We start from the raw sequence: 17237 nt of genomic DNA on the forward strand, positions 1-17237 counted from the left end.
CATGGCTGAGGCTGTCGAGATCGCATCGCGACGCACCAGAGGACTGGATCGCGCTTTCGAGATCCTGGAGTTTCTGCGCGTGAAGCGCCAGCCCATGAGACCCAACGAGATCGCGGCGGAAATAGGCGCGCCGCGATCGTCTGTATACGAACTGGTCAACCTGCTTCTCGGCCACGGCATGCTCGACTATCAGGGAGACGACGGGCGGGTGTTCCTCGGCCGTCGTCTGTATTTCCTTGGAACAGCCTATGCCGAGCATTTCGATCTGATGCGGGAATGCGAGCGCATGCTGACCCGCCTTGCAGTGGAAACGCGCGAAACTGCCCAGATGTGTCTGCTCGAAGGAAACAAGTACACCGTCGCGATGATGCGGGAGGGCGTTCGACCCTTCCGTATTTCCTCCAACGTAGGCGAAACAGTTTCGATCCCCTGGACGGCGTCGGGACGGCTGCTCGTCTCACACCTGACCGACCAGCAGATCATCGATCTGATCCCGCCGGAAGATTTCACGCTGCCGGACGGCAGGCAGCTGGATCCCGCAACCTTTTTGGCCGAGGTGCGCACTGCAGCTCGTGACGGATATTTCACCTTCAACAGCGAGGTCGAAAACTTCACCCATTGTTTTGCCGTGCCGATTTACCAGGCCGGTGGCAACTGCATTGCCACCCTCTGCCTCGTCGCGCCTCGGGAAGATGGATTGCGCAACCGCGACTCCTATCTGGAGAGCCTGTTGACAGCCGCGAACGAGATCTCCGACAAGCTCGGGTTCTACAACGAGCGTGCCAAGGTAGCCGTCCTCCGCTGAGGTTTCCGGGCTGGCTGGCTGCTTGGGTCGCAGTCCTAGTCCATCTCGCAGCGCGGCCATGCTCATAAGTTTATGCGTTTTTTAGCAATACGACCCACGGAATTGATGTACTCTGCCCTCAATAGCGGGAACCGGGAAAAGCCGGCCTACAAGGGGAAGTCGATGCATGAGATACGTCGTCGATGATATCAGCGGTCAAGCCGGGGGCGATGCCTGGCAGGCTGCCGTTACCGAAACCTACTTTCCACTCGATACCGATTATCGCAACAGGCGGGAATTCAGGGGCGTGCTGGAGACATGGTCTCTAGGCCTCGTCGGTGTGTCGAGGATGGAGTGCGACGGCGTCAGCTATCGTCGCCATCGTCGCCACTTTCTCAACGAACGCGATGCCAGTCTTCTCATTACCATTCCGGAAGTCAGCGAAGTCGACTTCTCGCAGGGCTCGCGCAGCGTCAATTGCAAGCCGGGCGGCTTCATTCTGGAGCGTGGCGATGCCCCCTATGAATTCTGGCACGGCCGCCCGAATGCCCTCTGGGTGCTGAAGGTCCCGGCTGCGAGCGTCCGATCGCGGATCGGCTCGACGGATCGGTTCAGCGCGCTCAGTTTTGATGGCACGCGCGGCGTCGCCGCTCTCTTTCTCGATACGGTCCGGACCACGATCAACCATGTCGAAGACATCGACGACGTCGCGCGTGAACTGACCGGCCGACACATTCTCGAAATGCTTTGCCTGTCGATCGTCAGCGACGACCGCGTGCTCGATAGCAATATCTCCTCGATACGGGCAGGGCACCTGCATCGCGCCGAGCAGTACATTCGCGACAATATCAAGAATGCGGATCTCGGTCCGCAATCGGTGGCGGAAGCGGGCGGCATTTCGCTGCGTTATCTGCAGGGTCTCTTTCAGGACAGCAACAAGTCGATCAACGGTTTCATCCGCGACAGCCGTCTCGAGCGCTGTGCCGAGGAACTGATGTCGCTTACCGTCACCACGACGATTGCCGAAATCGCCTATCGATGGGGCTTTACCGACCAGTCGCAGTTCTGCCGTCACTACAGATCGAAATTTGACTGTTCGCCGAGCGAGACGCGCCGCGAGGCCTTGCTTCGGGCAGGCAGGACCCACCCGGGGAAAAAGCCGCACTAGCCACTTCGGCCTAGCGGCAAGGGGACATTTGACGCCGTCCGGGCGACCGATCCGGACTTTCGCAACTACCGGACAATCGAAGCGCCATTCCGTGACGGGTTGGCGAGCGAAGAATGCTGTCCGGTCGAACCATCCAGAGGACAGATCATGGCGAAGACGAGAGTTGCGGTGGATGTGGGAGGCACCTTCACCGACATCTGCATCATGGATGAGGAGACCGGGGCGATCCGTATCGAGAAGACGGCGTCGACCCCGGATGATCCGATGCGGGCGATCATGAACGGCATAAAGCAGGGCCGCATCGAGCTTTCGGAGGTTACCATGTTCTCGCACGGGACCACGGTCGCGACGAACGCGCTGATCACACGGCGTTTGCCGCGAACGGCAATGGTCTGCACCGAGGGCTTTCGCGATGTGGTCGAAATCCGGCGCGCCAACAAGGAGGACCTCTGGGACACCTACAAGGACGTCGCGAAGCCTTATATTCCACGCCGCGACCGGCTGACGGTCGGCGAGCGTGTCGACGCCGAGGGCACGATACTCGAAGCTCTGAACGAGGACGATGCCCACCGTGTTGCCGCGATCCTGAAAAAGCGCGGCATCAAATCCATCGCCGTCTGCTTCATGAATTCCTACGTCAATGGAGCAAATGAACGGCGCATGCGCGATATCCTCAAGGCCTCGATGCCGGAGGTGCCGGTGTCGATTTCTTCCGAAGTCATGCCGGAGATCTTCGAGCACGAGCGCTTCTCGACGACGATGGCGAACGCCGTCTGCGCGCCGGTGGTTGTCGATTACGTCTCCCGGCTTGGCGAAAAGCTGGCTGCCGCAGGCTACACGCGGGACCTGCTGCTGTTGCATTCCGGCGGCGGCGTGATGACGCCGGCGAGTGTCATAGATTTCTCCGCCAGGCTCGCCGGATCGGGGATCGCGGCAGGCGCCATCGCCAGCCGGTTTATCGGCAACCTCTGCGGCTTTCAGAACTCGATCGGCTTCGACATGGGCGGAACAAGCACGGATGTTTCGCTCGCCTGGAACGGCCAGTCTCGTATCACCAAGGACTGGTACATCGAATTCGGCTATCCCATCCGCTTTCCCTCCATCGAGGTGCTGACGATCGGTGCCGGCGGCGGGTCGCTGGCCTGGCGGGACGAGGGCGGGTCGCTACGCAACGGCCCCCAGTCGGCCGGCGCCAATCCCGGGCCGGCCTGCTATCGAAACGGCAATCGGATAGCCACGAACACAGATGCAAATGTCGTTCTCGGCCGTCTCGGCAGCAGCCTCGCAGGCGGCAAGATCACGCTCGATCCGGCGCTTGCCGAGGAAGCCGTCCAGGAAACGGTGGCGACACCATTCGGCATGGAGCTTCACGCGGCTGCCGAGGCAATCGTCGCCGTCGCCAATGCAAACATGGCCAATGCCGTACGCCTGATGTCGATCAGCCGTGGATACGATCCGCGCGACTTCGCGCTCGTTGCCTTCGGGGGTGCCGGCGCCCTGCACGGGGCGGCTGTCGCAAAGGAGCTTTCCATTCCGACCGTGATCGTGCCTCCCAATCCCGGCGTCACCTCGGCACTCGGTTGCCTGCTTGTCGATGTGCAGCACGACTTCTCCGAGAGCTTCATGACCGACGCCTCCATCGTTGCGCCGGCGGAGCTGGAGGCTGCGTTCCAGCGCATGGAGGCGCAAGCGTCCGAGCGCTTGCTGCACGAAGGGATAGCGCCGCAGGATATGGCGCTCCAGCGGACCGTCGAGATGATGTATCAGGGCCAGTGGCGCTCGCTCGCCGTCAGCGCACCCGCCCGGATCGTGAGTATTGCGTCCCTGATCGATGCTTTCCACGCGGAGCATGAGCGCGAGTTCAACTACCGCCGCGACGAAGCCCCGGTTGCCATCTTTCGCGTCGCAGTCAAGGCAATCGGTCTCGTGCCCAAGGCCGAGCTGCCGAAATATCCGGTGCGCGACCATGCGCCTGCGCCACTCGGCCGACGCGCGGTCTGGTTCGACGGCAAATCCTACGATGCGGCGATCTATCAGCGTGAGGTGCTCGAAGCGGGTGCCACCATCTCCGGCCCCGCAATCGTAGAACAGTTTGATTCGACCACGGTTGTCCCGCCAGGCATGAGCGCTAGGGTCGACGCATTCCTGAATATTCTTATCGGAACGAAAGGCTGAGACATGACCAACTTCGTGGAAACTGAAAAGAGCCTCGATCCGGTCACCTTCGAGGTGCTCAAGAATTCCTTCATCACCACGGTCGACCAGATGGCCGAACAGATGCTGCGCACCTGTTATTCGTTCGTCATCTACAACCGCGACTTTTCCAATGCGTTGCATGATGCTGACGGCAACTCGGTTGCGCAGGGCAACTACGACATCGCAGTCCATGTCGGCACGCTGCACAATACCTGCAAGGAAGTCATCCGTGTATTCGAAGGCGACATGGCGCCGGGCGACGTCTACGCGATCAACGATCCCTACGCCGGCGGGACCCACTTCAGCGATGTGCGGCTCGTGCGCCCGATCTTCGACGAGGACACGTTGATCGGCTTTTCGCAGTCGAACGGACACTGGTCGGACCTTGGAGGGTCCGTCCCCGGCTCCTTCGACGTCACCGCCCGTGACATGTTCCGGGAGGGCATGCGTATCACGCCGGTGAGACTATTCCGTGCCGGCCGCTTCTGCTCCGATGTCGCCAATCTGATCGCTGCCAATACCCGCGATCCGGCATCAATCATCGGTGACATCCATTCGCAGGCCCAGGCGACCCAGGCAGCTGAACGGGAACTGCTGCGTCTCGTCAAGAAATACGGCCGCAAGACCGTCGTGCGCGGTATGGAGGAGGTTCAGGACTACGTCGAACGGGCCGTCCGCAAGCGCCTTGCCGAATTGCCCGACGGCACGTGGGAAAGCGTCGACTATATCGACCGCGATCTCGGGGGCGGGGAAGGGATGATCCCCATCCACATCAAAATGACGATCAAGGGCGACACGATCCATTACGATTTTACCGGCAGCCACAAGACGATCGGCTCCATGTACAATTCCGCACCGGGGGCTACCTTTTCAGCCGTTGTCGCGGGAATGAAGACGTTCTTCCCGGATCTGCCCCTTAACAGCGGCTTTTATCGCATGATCGAGGTGACCGCGCCGAAAAACAGCGTCGTGAGTGCCGAGTGGCCGGTGGCGGTGACAGGATTCCTGATGCCGTTCGAGAAAATTATGAATTCAATCTTCGAGATGTGGTCGCAGATCATGCCGGAACGCGCCATCGCATGCGCTTTCAACCTCGAATACCTGCTGGCCGGCGGTCGCGACGCGCGCAAACCGGAAAAGCCGATTTTCATGTTTTATGAGTGGCTTCCCGGCGGATGGGGTGGGCGCAACGGCAAGGACGGTGCCGACGTGACGACCGCCTGCTTTGGAACCGGCCTGATGTCGCAGCCGAACGAAGGCAACGAGCGCGTCAACCCGACGCGGACGACGGAGTTTCAGATCAAGCAGGATTCCGCCGGTCCGGGCAAATGGCGCGGCGGTGTCGGCGTGCAGAAGACCTCGGTGCTGCTGGCGGCCGAAGATGCCGTGATGTCCTATATCTGCGATCGCGAGCGCGCCGTTGTCTGGGGTGTCGAGGGCGGGCTCCCCTCTATGCCGCACGGGCTGACGATCCGCCGCGCGGGCGAGGAGGTCGACACCTGGCTCGGTTCGGTCTTTTCCGACTATCCGGTTTTCACGGGCGATCAATTCGCCCGACCGACAGCGGGTGGTGGCGGCTTCGGCGATCCGCTGGAGCGCGATCCCCTCCATGTGCTGGAGGACGTGATCGACGACTATGTCTCCATCAAGCGCGCCAAGGTCGACTACGGCGTCGTGTTGAAGGTCATGGATCGCGATCTCTGCGAGTACGAAATCGATCTCCCCGCAACAGAAGCTGCCCGCACCGAAATCCGCCAAAACCGCAAGGAATGGGCGCGTTCGGATCCGGCGATGGTATCTAGTCGCTACAAGTCGGGCGAGATCAACGCCATGGATGCGGTTCGTCGCTTTGCCGTCATTCTCGATTGGGAGAGCGGCAACGTGCTCGAGAACACGACCCGGCAATTCCGCGAGAGCTTCGAGAGGCGCAGCGTAGCACACTGGAAGTGAGCGCCAGCGGCCTTGCCTCGGTTGCGCTTGGGAAGGGCGTATCTCTTTTTACGATATTACATCCAGGAAACTTCTATTTCACGGGAAGGCTTGCCTCTGAAATGATGCTGGAAAGCCGCAAAGACGGCGATTGAAGGGGTAAACGTCAATGTCCGAACATCTGCAGCGGTCCCTGACCGTTGCCGGCAGCTTCGAGGAAGCGCTTGCCGCGCGCCGGCAGGGTGCGGCGATCCTAGCCGGCGGAACGTGGCTGATGCGCGATCCGCGTCGGGGCCACGCGTTGCCGGATGCATTGGTGTCGCTCCACAAGATTGCCGGGCTGACCAGCATCCACATCGAAACCGATCGCGTGACGATCGGTGCGGCCGTAACCCATGATGCGCTCGCCCGGTCACTTGCAGGCATAAGCGGCCTTGAGGCATTGGCGGAGGCTGCGTCCGGTGCTGCCAACCCGGCCATCCGTCGGGTGGCGACTGTCGGCGGCAATCTTTGTACGCAAGAGTTCGCCGCCGCCGATCTTCTGCCCCCGCTGTTGGCCGTCGAGGCGGAGGTTGAGCTGCACGGCGACCAAGGGGCAATGCTTGTGCCGATGGTGTCGTTTCTCACGGATCGGAAGCGGCTGCTCGCCGATGCGATCCTCGTCAGGGTGATCATCAACCGCGACAGCGCCGGCAGCGCGCATGTTAGGCTGCCGCTGCGCCGGGCAGGCGACTATCCGGTTGCCATCGTTTCGATGGCGCGCCGCCCCGATGGACGAGTTCTCGTCGCCGTCGGCTCGGTCGAGCACCTGGCGCGACGCTGGCTTTCGCTTGAACACGCGCTTGCCACCGAGCCGGGCCGATCTCCCGACGCCGAGACGGCCTATAACCTTGCCATCGGTTGCAACGACTTCCAGGGCCGCGACGGACAAGAGACGGATGGCTGGTATCGGCGGCAGGTGTTGCCGGCGCTTGTTCGCCGATGCATGGCAGCACTTCTGAAGACGGAGGCCACCCGATGACCGTGACGCTTCACATCAATCGCTTCCCCTATCGTTTCAACGGCGATCCAATGACGCCGCTGGTCGATATACTTCGGCGGGAACGTTTCCTGACAGGCACCAAGGCCGTTTGCCGTGAGGGATTTTGCGGCGCCTGCACTGTGACTGTCGACGGAGAGGCCATCATGTCCTGTCTCCGCCCTGTAGGATTGCTCGATGGTGCCAACGTGTTGTCGATCGAGGCGATGGCGACCGGTGATGGACCGCTGCATCCTCTCCAGGCCGCGTTCGAGGCGGCGGATGTGGTCCAGTGCGGAATGTGTTTTCCGGGCATGGTCATGAGCCTTGCGCCGTTCCTCCGCGACAATCCGGCAGCCAGCCGGGACGATGTGAAATCGGCAATGGTGGGCAATATCTGTCGATGCACGGGCTATGAACGCATTATCGATGCGGTGATGGACTACCTCGGACAGCCGGCCGGGGAGCGCGTCCATGACTGACGCTTCGACGACCGTGATGGATCTTCCCCGACGAGACGCCCGCGACAAGCTGCGTGGACGAACGAAATACACCAATGACAGGGCCCGTCCGGATATGCTGCACGCTGTCCTGTTGCGGTCCTCCGTGCCCGCCGGCCGCATTACCCGGCTCGATGTGTCCGCTGCTCTCGAGTGCCCCGGTGTGCTGGGAATTGCGACCGCAGCTGATGCGCCCGGCAATTACGGCATCGGTATCGCCGACCACCCGCTCTTTGCCGTCGATGTGATCCGCTACAATGGCGAGCCGCTCGCCGCCATTGCCGCCGAAAGCGAGGCCGAGGCGCGGGCGGCCCTGGCGGCAATCATTCTGGAGATCGAACCGCTTGCGCCCGTACTGACGATGGCGGAGGCGCTGACGCCCGGCGCGCGATCACTGCACGAGGACTGGCGGACATATGACGTGCTGACCGAGGGTGGTGCGCGACGCGGCAACATTGCGTGGGAAGCGAAATCGGTGCGCGGCGATGTCGATGCCGCCTTTGCTCGCCCTGATGTGACGATCGTCGAAAGCAATTTCGTCGTCGGCAGGCAGAGCCATGTTCCCTTCGAGCCGCGTGTCGCAATCGGCAGCTGGGAGGATGGCCGGGCGCATATCCAGACATCGACGCAGGTGCCTTGGACCGTGCGCAATGTGACCGGTCGCGTCATGCAATTGCCGCCAGGCCGCGTTCGCGTCACCGTTCCACCGGTCGGCGGTGCATTCGGCTTGAAATTCGATGCGTCGATCGAGCCCATTACAGCTCTGCTGGCTCGTATGACGGGCCGAAGTGTCATGCTGGAGAACACCCGGCAGGAAGAGATGGCCACCTGCCTCTGCCGGGAGAATGCAGAGATCAAAATTCGCTCTGCCGTGTCGGCCGAGGGCGAGATCGTCGGGCGCGAGGCCGTCGTGCTGATGGATTGCGGCGCCTATGGTGGCGAGCAGGTCTTTCTCACCACCATGACCTCCCATACCCTCGGAGGTAGCTATCGGCTGGGTGCTGCCCGCCTCGTCAGCCGGGCCGTCTACACCAACACGCCACCGAACGGCGCCTTCCGGGCCTGCAACGGCGTCTATAACGGCTTTGCCCTGGAGCGCCATACCGACGAGATATGCGCCGCAATCGGCATGGACCCCATGGAGTTCCGCAAACGCAATGTGCTTGGCGACGGCGATCTCGGCCCGACCGGGCAGGTGTTCGAGGGTGACGTCCTGCGTCCGATGCTGGAGCGGATGGAGGCGCTGCGAGAAAATACTGGAACGGCGGAAGCCCGGGCCGACGGTCGCCTTTACGGCCGCGCCACAACCGTCGGAACCTGGTTCATCTTCGTCGGGCCGTCTGCTGCGACCATCAATCTGAATGCCGACGGCAGCGCCACGCTGGTGACGTCCGGCGTCGAGATCGGCTCGGGAACAATGGTGCAGGCGCTGCCGCAGACCGTTGCCGGCCAGCTTGGGCTGCGACCGGAGCAGGTCGTGGTGCGCGAGGCGGACACGGATTCCGCGGGGCTGGATGTCGGGGTCGGTGGCGGGCGGACGACCGTCTCCATCGGTGCGGCGAGTGTGGGTGCGGCGGCCGAGGTCCGCGAAAAGCTTCTGCGGACGGCCAGCGAGATGTTTCAGACAGCCGCGAGCGATCTGGTGTTGCGTGAAGGGCGGGTGGAAATTTCCGGGCGACCCGGGACCGGCGTCTCGATCCCGACGGTGGTCGCCCATGCGCAATCGACCACAGGCCCGATCAGCGGTACGGGCAGCTTCACCGCAAAGAACACGCCGGCGATGACAGGCTGTGCGATGGGCCACTTTATCGACGCGCTCGATATTCCCGTCTTCGTGGTTCACGAGGCCGAAGTGGCTGTCGATCCAGATACCGGGCATGTCGAGGTTCTGGCCTACCGGGTGGTGCAGGATGTCGGACGCGCGCTCAATCGCCGCGCCATCATGGGCCAGATCCAGGGCGGCGTCGTCCAGGGCCTCGGCTATGCGCTGCACGAGGAAGTGACGATCACCGCTGACGGCCGGATCGCGGAAGACGGCTTCGAGACTTACCGCGTACCGCTGGCCGGAGACGTCGTGCCTGTCGTCGCGGATCTCTATGAGGGCGCGCCATCCATGGGGCCGCTCGGCACAAAGGGAGCAGGCGAAGTCCCGATCCTTGCCGTCGGCTCGGCCATCGCCTGTGCGGTTGCGCGCGCAACCGGCAAGCGGGTCTCCAGCTTGCCGCTGACGCCGCCGCGCGTCCTGCGTCTGATCAACGATCTCGAACCCACCCCCACCCATCCACACATCGCCGCAGATTGGGCGACCAACACGCTGGGCTAGGTCCTGATGCCCCGATGGAGGATTGAACGCATCCCGATCTTTCACAGGGTTATCCTGATTTCGCCTATCGGACGTAGGCGAGGGGAGTGGCGGTGTCGGGGTGGCGCGTTACGCCCATTTCGATGCCGTAAATAGCCTGCAGTTGGGTCGGCGTGACGATCTGTTCTGGGGTACCGCGCGCGATGAGCTTTCCTGAATGAAGTGCGAGGATCTCGTCGCAAAAGCGTGCTGCCATGTTGACGTCGTGGAGGACCATGACGACACCCAGCCCACGTTCCTCTGCAAGCCGGCGAACGAGCGTTAGCACTTCGATCTGGTGCGCGACGTCCAGAGCCGAGATCGGCTCGTCCAGCAGCAGGCATTCGGTCTCCTGCGCGATCAGCATGGCGAGCCAGGCACGCTGCCGCTCCCCGCCCGAAAGTGTATCGACGAGGCGGTCCCGGTAGATGGCAACGTCGGCCAACTCCATAGCCTCTTCCACCCTGCGGCGGTCGTCCGGTCCAAAGCGGCCCAGAGCGCCGTGCCACGGATAGCGTCCGAGCGCCACCAGTTCGCTGACGAGCATGCCGGAAGCGCTTGGCGTTTGTTGCGGGAGGTAGGCGACCTTGCGGGCAAACGGCCGGCCTCCCCATTTCGTAAGGTTCATGCCTTCGAAGGAAATCGCGCCTGTCGATACCGCCTGCTGGCGCGCCAGCAGCTTCACCAAGGTCGATTTGCCGGAGCCGTTATGGCCGAGCAGGCCAATCACCCGCCGCGCCGGCAGATCTATTGTCAATGGTTCCAGCAGGGCGCGCTTGTCGACGGAGAAACCGGCGCTAACGAGTGTGAACAAGGTGGAGGTACTCCGACCGTTGGGCAATGGTGCCTCCGACATCGGGTCGGTCCCACGGTCTTGGCGCCCGTCAATCATCACATATTCCTCTTTTTCATGAACGGGACGTGACCCTGCCCTGCCGCCGGATGACCCACAGGAAGTATGGCCCGCCGATGAAGGCCGCCATGACGCCAGCCGGGATTTCATAAGGGAAGTCGGCAGATCGACCCAGCCAGTCTGCCGCCATCATCAGCGTCGCGCCGATCGCGCTGGCCGTGAGAAGCGTGTGGACCTGACCGCGTATGCCGGCCATCCGGGCGATATGCGGCGCCATCAGTCCAACGAAGCTCAATGGCCCCACCATCATCGTCGCTGCACCCGTCAAGGTGGCGACGAACAGCAGCAGAACGGCACGCGACCGACCCGGATTGACACCGAACGAGCGTGCCGCGCCATCGCCGAGTGGCAGGACTTGCAGCCAACGGCGAAAAAGCGGTGCCAAGGCCAGCCCGATGACGGCGAAACCGGAGGCGATGAGCGCGACGATGCCCGTTGCGCGAAACGTTGGCCCCATCGTCCAGGCGAGGATGTAACTTGCACGGGGATCGCCGCTGGCGACGATGAAGGAGATGATGGCGGTGGCGAGCGCGCTGACGGCGATGCCGGCCAGCAGGACCGGTCCCGGCGCATAGTTCCTTTGCCTTGCAACTGCCAGCACGAGTGCGAAGGACAGCATTGCGCCAATCATGCCGCCGGCGAGCGGCACCAGCGGCGATGCCATCCCGTTGAGGAAAAACGCCGCAATAATCCCCAGCCCCGCGCCGGCGCTGACCCCGAGGCCCTCGGGGCTCGCCATCGGGTTGCGAGTCGTGACCTGGATTATGGCGCCTGCAAGAGCGAGCATGGCGCCAGCACTGGCGGAGGTGAGGACACGTGGCCATCGCCCTGCGAAGAGAATTGTCGGATCGATGCCGTGTGTGAAGATCTGCTCGGTCAGCGAAGAGATAGCGATCGTCACGGCGATGACGAGACATACAGGCATGAGGAAACGACTCGATAACGAAGGCGACGCTTGCATGCTTCCCACCGCGGTCACCTCGTCGATAGAATGCGGCACGCCCTTTAGGAGGACAAGCATCAGGATAGCACCGGTGATCGCCGTCACCGTGCCTGTCGGGACCTCTCCCACAAGTGGAGCGCTGACGAGAACGATGCCATCGGCCAGAAGCAGCAGCAGGGCACCCATCAGCGACCCCCAGAATAGGCGCTGGCGGAATGTCCTCGCGCCTGCAATCCGCGCGGCGCTGGTGGCCGTCAGGCCTACAAAGGCAATGACGCCCACGCGGGCGACGACGACAGCCGAGAGAATGGTGGCAATCAGCAATATCACGGCGCGGAGCCTGCCCGCGGAAAGGCCGAGACTGCGGGCATTCGCATCGTCGAGGCCGGCGACCGCAAGCGGTCTATAGAAAAGCAGCAGCGCAGGGATAAGTACGATCAGGCGCACCGCCAGAGCCGCCGCGTTGGAATAGTCGTTCTGGATCAGCGAGCCGCTGCCCCAGATGAATACTCCCCGCAGATATTCGTGGTGAAACAGTGCCAGGATGACGGAGGCCGAGCCTGCCGAAAAGCTTATGATCATACCGCAGAGCAGCAGTGTCATCGGTGCGAAGTTCGCCTTCTTCGCAAGGCTGGCAACAATCGCCACGGCTGCGAGACCGCCCGCAAGACCGGCTATTTCGCGCTCGCTTGCCGATACGGTGACGGCTAACAGCGAGCCGATGGTGATGGCGAGCTGCGCGCCTGAAAGGATGCCCAGCGTCGAAGGTTCGGCGAGCGGGTTCTTCAGGAGCTGCTGGAAGATCGTGCCGGCAAAGGCGAGAGAGGAACCGGCCAGGAGGGCAACGATCATCCGCGGCAGAAGCGAGAAGTGGACATAGACCTCGCCGAAGGAGGCGGGGTCTGGCTGCCAGAGCGCATGCCGCAGGTCGTCAACCGGAACATAGCCAAGTATGGCACTGACGTAGAGCAAAAGTGCTGCCAAGGCGATTATGAGGCTCAGGCGGGCAGGTGTCATCAGGGGAGATATCATGCGATGCCGATGCTTTGCTGAATGACCTCGGCAAATCGCATCGCCGACGGAAATGCTCCGAAAACCCAGGTGGGTGGCAACATCGCGACATGGCCCCTCTGCACCGCCGGCAGGGATTGCCACAGCGCACTGTGCAGCAATGTTCCGGGCGGTCCCGGCTCGATGATGATCACGCGTGCATCCGGATATCGGGCAATCGCCTCCAGCCCCGCCGTGGCAAAGCCCCAGTTGTTTGTCGGGCCGTCCCATGCATTTTCGATGCCGATATGTTTCAGAACATCGTCGAACAGGCCGCCGGCGCCATAGATGTCGACAAGCCTGTCGTCGGCGAACTTGACGATCAGCAGCGGCCGTCCGTCGTAGATCTTTGCCTTCAGCGCTATGGCGTCCAGCCGGGCATAGCAGCGCTGCAGGTAATCCGCTGCAATCCGGTCTCTGCCGATATGCGCGGCGACTGTGCGGAGGCCAGTCTCGGCGGCCTTCAATGGCTGGCGCCCGGCGCTGTAGAGCGGCATGGCAAGAGTTGGAGCAATGTCATTGAGGCGTGCAGCGGAGGCACCATAGCCGGCCTGGGAAAGGATCAGGTCGGGCTTGAGGGCACGGAGCAGCTCCATGTTGGGCCACGACCTCAAGCCGAGGTCGATCGTCACATCCGGGAGTGTCGGCACGACGACACGGGCGCCGTAGAGCGGCGCCTCTGCCACTGCGAACGGCGGAAACTCGAGGGCGAGAAGGCTTTCCGCCCATCCCCAGTCCAGCGCCGCGATCCTTGGCGCCGTTGGTTCCGCCATCGCCTGGGCTGGCAGAAAGGCAGCCGTCAACGCAGCGGCAAACTGCCGCCGCGTCAGCCAGTGGTTATTGTGGTCGGACTGGTATGCCAAGGCTTTTACCAGCTGTATTTGAGGGTTGCATAGATGCTACGGCCTTCGCCCCAGTAGCATCCCGTGGCCGCGATGCAGGTCGAGACATACTTCCGGTCGAACAGGTTGCTCACGTTGAGCGATGCCTTCAGGCCCTCCATCTTCGGGTTGGCCTTGCCGAAATCATAGCGCACGGCGGCATCGAAGACTGTGTAGGAGGGTATGTCGAACAGGTTGGCGTTGTCGCCATATGTCTGTCCGGTATAACGCGCGCCGCCACCAAGGCTCAGGCCATCCCATGCGGTGGATGTCTGCAGCGTATAGTCGAGCCATAGCGATGCCTGGTGTCGCGGCACGAAGGCGAAACGATTGCCCTGGTTGCTGACGCCGGCAGCGTTGGCGTTGGCCTTGGTGATGTCGCTATCCGTGTAGGCGTAGGATGCCAAAACGGAGAAGGCATCGGTAAGTTCTGCCTTGCCCTCAAGCTCGACGCCCCGCATCCTGACCTGGCCGGTCTGAACGTTGAAACTGGTGTTTTCCGGGTCCGGCGAAAGAACGTTGTCCTGCGTCAGGTCGAAGGCCGAGAGGGTAACGAAACTGTTGCGGCCGACCGGTTGGTATTTGACGCCGACTTCGAACTGTTCGCCGGTGGTGGGGTCGAATGCCGTGCCTGCGCGGTCCGTGCCACTGGCAGGATTGAACGACGTCGAATATCCGGCATAGGGCGAAATGCCGTTGTCGAAATTGTAGACGAGGCCGGCGCGCCAGGTGAAATGGCCGTCCCTCTGGTTGATACTGTTGTCGGCTACGCTGGTGCGGGTTCTGGTGTCGGTATTCGCCCAATCGTATCGGCCGCCAAGCGAGAACACGAAACGATCCCACTCGACCTGGTCCTGCGCATAAAGTCCTGTCTGACTGCGCTGCTGGTTGATCTTGGTGGCAATCGCAGGGCGGGTAACGCTGGTAGCCCCGTAAACGGGATCAAATCCATTGAACAGTTTAAAGATCGGCGACAGCGCGGATTCTTCGTACCGGCTGCTTTCATAGGAATAGTCGAGACCAAAAAGGGCCGTATGCGCCAGATCTCCGGTCGAGAAATGTCCCACGGCCTGGTTGTCGACCGTGACGGCTCGAGAGCTTTCCGGAAATGCCCAGGCGTAACGGTAGAAGCCAGCAGGGTTGCAAGCCGAAGGGCAGTAGGGCTGGACGCGCTGGGTGTCCGTGCTGACATAGGAATAGCGAAGGTTCTGCCGAACCGTCCAGGTCTCGTCGAGTTCGTGTTCGAACTCGTAGCCCACCGAGGCCTGCTCGCTTTTGTAATGGTCGTATCCCGGCTCCCCGGGGAATGTGCTACGCGGCAGTTCCGGATATTTGCCGGTATAGAGCGTTCCATTGGCCGGAAGTGCCGGCGCGCCGCCACCGCCGGGGGAGTCGATCCGCTGGTAGCTGCCGTAGATCGTGAGGGATGTTCCCTCGTCCGGCTTGAAGGTGAAGGATGGCGCGATGTAGCCCTTCTTCTCCTTCACGAAGTCATACTGCGTGTCGGTCAGGCGGCCGACGCCGACGAGGCGGTAGAGAAGGCTGTCGTCGTCATTGATGTTGCCGTTCAGATCGAATGCAGTCTGGATGCGATTATCGGTGCCGAACTGTGTTTCCACCTCGTTCTTCGCAGTGGCGCTGGGGCGCTTCGAAACCATGTTGATCAGGCCGCCGGGCTCGCTCTGACCATAGAGAACCGAGGCGGGACCTTTCAGAACTTCGGCGCGCTCGAGGCTGTAGGGCTCGACACGTGGCTGGGCATAGCCCCTGGCACCGAACGGCAGCCGGAGGCCATCGAGATAACGGCCGGGGCGAAAGCCGCGAATTGTGAACCAGTCGTAACGGCTGTCGTCGCCGAACTGGCTGATGACGCCGGGTGTATACCGGAACGCCTGGGTCAGCGTGGCCGATCCCTGTGCCGTCATCTGGTCGCGTGTGACGACATTGATTGCCTGTGGCGTGTTTTTGAGCGCAGCGTCGGTTTTCGTGCCCGTTGCGCTTTGCGTGGCAACAAACCCCACGACCGGCCCTCTGCCTCGCTCCCCCTTGAGAACGATGGGTTGCAAGGATGTGGCACCGTCCGCTGCCGCATCCGGAGAGACTGCCTTTGAATTGACAAGCAGTGCCGTCGTCGGCGTCGTGAAACGGTAGGTCAGGCCAGTCCCGGCCAGCAAGCGCGACAGCGCGGCTTCGGCGGGGAGATTGCCACTGATGCCGCTCGTGCGCAGATTGGCGGGCAGATTACCGTCGAACGCGACGTCGATGCCCGTAACGGAGGAATAGCGGACCAGTGCGGCGGAAAGCGGCTGGCCGCTGATTGTGAAAGCGTAGCTCTTGCCGCTTTCGGCTACCGCATTTGTCGATATGGAAAGCGGTGCGAAGCCGACGCAGGCTACCAACAGCACGCTGCAAAGCAGCCGAAGACGACTGCCGCCGATTTGATTTTCCGTCATTCGCATTGCCCCCTGCAAACGCAATTCGGCCCGGGCATTTCCGGGCTTCTGAAAAGGGGACGCATCAGGTCGCAAAAAACCTCGGTCGTTTTTCAACTTTTTTCTTGCGGATAGATCAATGTCAGCCAGGGAGAGTAGCTGGCGATGCGGATGGGAAGGCCGTTTTCAAGGTTTTCGAGTATTCTACCGGCTCGGCGAACATCGACGATGATGCTGACCGGCCGGCGCGCCAAGGCCCTGTCCATGACGATCATCTTGCCGTGACGCCATCTGGAAAGTGCGGTCACCACATTTTCAAACGGTGTTGAAATGAAGACCAGCTTTCCATCGCGCCACGAAAGCTGTGAACCATCATCCGTGCGCACCGGGCTGGATATTCTGTCGCGGGCATACAGAACGGACTGTCCCTCCTGGACAACCTGCTCCTGCGTCGGAGACGATACCCTGACTGAATGCTGGGCTACCGCCACGACGATGCCTTGCTCCTCTATTCCGACGGAAAACTGCGTCCCCAGCGCCGCACTTCTCAGCAATCCACAGTCGACGACGAACGGTCGCTGCATGTCCGGGGCAACCGTGAAGAATGCCTCGCCTTCCAGCAAATGCACCTGCCGTTGCCCTGTCGTGAAGTCCAGCGATATGGCCGTGGCGGTAGAAAGCTCCGCGACTGTGCCGTCGGGAAGGGTGATACGGGCAGTTTCTCCGACGCCCGTTCGGTAGTCTGCCGCGACCGACCGCAGATAGGCAGTGGCACTGAGCCCAGCCGTGGCAAGCACCATCAGTGCGCCGCCGGACTTGAGGAAGTTCCTGCGTTTGATGGACGAGGGCGCCGGGATCTCGGGGAGGGCCGAAGCCCCTTGCCACAGACGCTCGAGTTCGGAATAGGCTTTGACATGCTCGGGACTGCGCTCAAGCCAAGCTCGGAATGATGCGCGGTCGTTGGCGGTGGCGCTCTCATCGAGAAGCCGCGCAAACCATTCGGCCGCGCACCGCGATACGTTCGCATCTTCGTCGGGACAGTTTTCTTTCCGGGAGATGTCCTGCATTCGCCGCCTCGCTCT

Annotated in this window: 12 protein-coding genes; 7 read left to right on the top strand and 5 right to left on the bottom strand. The window is 62.1% G+C overall.

The window, feature by feature from the left end; genetic code table 11:
• Position 1 precedes the first annotated feature (1 nt).
• The 7 genes from PR017_RS25880 (at position 2) to PR017_RS25910 (ending at position 9918) form a co-directional block, all read left to right on the top strand.
• Positions 2-805 (top strand): IclR family transcriptional regulator, encoded by an 804-nt coding sequence (locus PR017_RS25880; RefSeq protein WP_111221213.1) that lies wholly within the window; start codon positions 2-4, stop codon positions 803-805.
• Between the two features lie 166 nt (positions 806-971).
• Positions 972-1952: an AraC-like ligand-binding domain-containing protein gene (locus PR017_RS25885; RefSeq protein ID WP_111221214.1), complete on the top strand. Its 981-nt coding sequence runs from the start codon at positions 972-974 to the stop codon at positions 1950-1952.
• Between the two features lie 147 nt (positions 1953-2099).
• Positions 2100-4127 (top strand): hydantoinase/oxoprolinase family protein, encoded by a 2028-nt coding sequence (locus PR017_RS25890; RefSeq protein ID WP_111221215.1) that lies wholly within the window; start codon positions 2100-2102, stop codon positions 4125-4127.
• Positions 4128-4130: 3 nt separating this feature from the next.
• Positions 4131-6098 carry a hydantoinase B/oxoprolinase family protein gene (locus tag PR017_RS25895; RefSeq protein WP_111221216.1) on the top strand — a complete coding sequence of 656 codons (1968 nt, stop codon included), beginning with the start codon at positions 4131-4133 and terminating at the stop codon, positions 6096-6098.
• Between the two features lie 148 nt (positions 6099-6246).
• Positions 6247-7098, top strand: a complete 852-nt coding sequence (locus tag PR017_RS25900) for an FAD binding domain-containing protein (RefSeq protein ID WP_111221217.1) — start codon at positions 6247-6249, stop codon at positions 7096-7098.
• Positions 7095-7577 (top strand): (2Fe-2S)-binding protein, encoded by a 483-nt coding sequence (locus tag PR017_RS25905; RefSeq protein WP_111221218.1) that lies wholly within the window; start codon positions 7095-7097, stop codon positions 7575-7577. Before PR017_RS25900 ends, PR017_RS25905 begins: the two co-directional genes overlap by 4 nt.
• Positions 7570-9918: a xanthine dehydrogenase family protein molybdopterin-binding subunit gene (locus tag PR017_RS25910; RefSeq protein WP_111221219.1), complete on the top strand. Its 2349-nt coding sequence runs from the start codon at positions 7570-7572 to the stop codon at positions 9916-9918. Before PR017_RS25905 ends, PR017_RS25910 begins: the two co-directional genes overlap by 8 nt.
• Before the next feature lie 64 nt (positions 9919-9982).
• Here PR017_RS25910 and PR017_RS25915 read toward each other — a convergent pair whose 3' ends face one another.
• The 5 genes from PR017_RS25915 to PR017_RS25935 all read right to left on the bottom strand — a co-directional run bounded on the left by PR017_RS25915 (position 9983) and on the right by PR017_RS25935 (position 17222).
• A complete protein-coding gene (locus PR017_RS25915) occupies positions 9983-10792 on the bottom strand; it encodes an ATP-binding cassette domain-containing protein (RefSeq protein WP_111221253.1) in 810 nt (269 codons plus the stop codon).
• Positions 10793-10844: 52 nt separating this feature from the next.
• Positions 10845-12809 (bottom strand): Fe(3+)-hydroxamate ABC transporter permease FhuB, encoded by a 1965-nt coding sequence (gene fhuB / locus PR017_RS25920; RefSeq protein WP_240539039.1) that lies wholly within the window; start codon positions 12807-12809, stop codon positions 10845-10847.
• A gap of 11 nt (positions 12810-12820) precedes the next feature.
• On the bottom strand, positions 12821-13705 hold the full coding sequence (locus tag PR017_RS25925) for an ABC transporter substrate-binding protein (RefSeq protein ID WP_240539040.1): 885 nt from the start codon (positions 13703-13705) through the stop codon (positions 12821-12823).
• 5 nt (positions 13706-13710) lie between these two features.
• Positions 13711-16176 carry a TonB-dependent siderophore receptor gene (locus PR017_RS25930; protein WP_164498251.1) on the bottom strand — a complete coding sequence of 822 codons (2466 nt, stop codon included), beginning with the start codon at positions 16174-16176 and terminating at the stop codon, positions 13711-13713.
• Between the two features lie 92 nt (positions 16177-16268).
• On the bottom strand, positions 16269-17222 hold the full coding sequence (locus PR017_RS25935; RefSeq protein ID WP_111221221.1) for a FecR family protein: 954 nt from the start codon (positions 17220-17222) through the stop codon (positions 16269-16271).
• Positions 17223-17237: the final 15 nt, after the last annotated feature.

It is taken from the genome of Rhizobium tumorigenes (genome assembly GCF_003240565.2).
Taxonomy (GTDB): Bacteria; Pseudomonadota; Alphaproteobacteria; order Rhizobiales; family Rhizobiaceae; genus Rhizobium; species Rhizobium tumorigenes.

Coding starts and splice junctions, on each gene's coding strand:
- PR017_RS25900 (WP_111221217.1), top strand. CDS start 6,247: ATGTCCGAACATCTGCAGCGGTCCCTGACCGTTGCCGGCAGCTTCGAG.
- PR017_RS25890 (WP_111221215.1), top strand. CDS start 2,100: ATGGCGAAGACGAGAGTTGCGGTGGATGTGGGAGGCACCTTCACCGAC.
- PR017_RS25895 (WP_111221216.1), top strand. CDS start 4,131: ATGACCAACTTCGTGGAAACTGAAAAGAGCCTCGATCCGGTCACCTTC.
- PR017_RS25885 (WP_111221214.1), top strand. CDS start 972: ATGAGATACGTCGTCGATGATATCAGCGGTCAAGCCGGGGGCGATGCC.
- PR017_RS25905 (WP_111221218.1), top strand. CDS start 7,095: ATGACCGTGACGCTTCACATCAATCGCTTCCCCTATCGTTTCAACGGC.
- fhuB (WP_240539039.1), bottom strand. CDS start 12,809: ATGACACCTGCCCGCCTGAGCCTCATAATCGCCTTGGCAGCACTTTTG.
- PR017_RS25930 (WP_164498251.1), bottom strand. CDS start 16,176: ATGACGGAAAATCAAATCGGCGGCAGTCGTCTTCGGCTGCTTTGCAGC.
- PR017_RS25910 (WP_111221219.1), top strand. CDS start 7,570: ATGACTGACGCTTCGACGACCGTGATGGATCTTCCCCGACGAGACGCC.
- PR017_RS25915 (WP_111221253.1), bottom strand. CDS start 10,792: ATGTCGGAGGCACCATTGCCCAACGGTCGGAGTACCTCCACCTTGTTC.
- PR017_RS25880 (WP_111221213.1), top strand. CDS start 2: ATGGCTGAGGCTGTCGAGATCGCATCGCGACGCACCAGAGGACTGGAT.
- PR017_RS25935 (WP_111221221.1), bottom strand. CDS start 17,222: ATGCAGGACATCTCCCGGAAAGAAAACTGTCCCGACGAAGATGCGAAC.